Source organism: Mesorhizobium sp. M8A.F.Ca.ET.207.01.1.1, assembly GCF_004794715.1.
In the GTDB taxonomy this organism is placed as follows: domain Bacteria; phylum Pseudomonadota; class Alphaproteobacteria; order Rhizobiales; family Rhizobiaceae; genus Mesorhizobium.
Genome location: NZ_SRUS01000585.1, coordinates 1 through 282, shown reverse-complemented (window position 1 = coordinate 282; position 282 = coordinate 1). Strand labels below are relative to the sequence as shown.

Genomic DNA, 282 nt, shown 5'->3' with positions numbered 1-282 from the left:
TTCAGTGGAACTGGAATGGTGCCAATCCGCCAGGCGAAGCGCGCAGCGACATCGAGATCATGTCCGAGCTGTTCCATCGCATCAAGGCGATGTACGAGAAGGACGGCGGTGCGTGGTGGGAGCCGGTGCGCGACCTGGCCTGGAACTATGCCAACCCTGAAGTGCCCACGCCCGAAGAGCTGGCGATGGAGTACAACGGCAAGGCGCTGACGGACGTGTTCGATCCGAAGGATCCGACCAGGCTGGTGCGCAAGGCCGGCGAGCAGCTGGCGACGTTCGGCG

At 63.8% G+C, this 282-nt stretch carries 1 protein-coding gene; it reads left to right on the top strand.

Going from position 1 to position 282, the window contains the following annotated elements:
• Positions 1–282: hypothetical protein (locus EN850_RS35940; RefSeq protein WP_136093099.1), on the top strand; the 282-nt coding region annotated here is incomplete at both ends.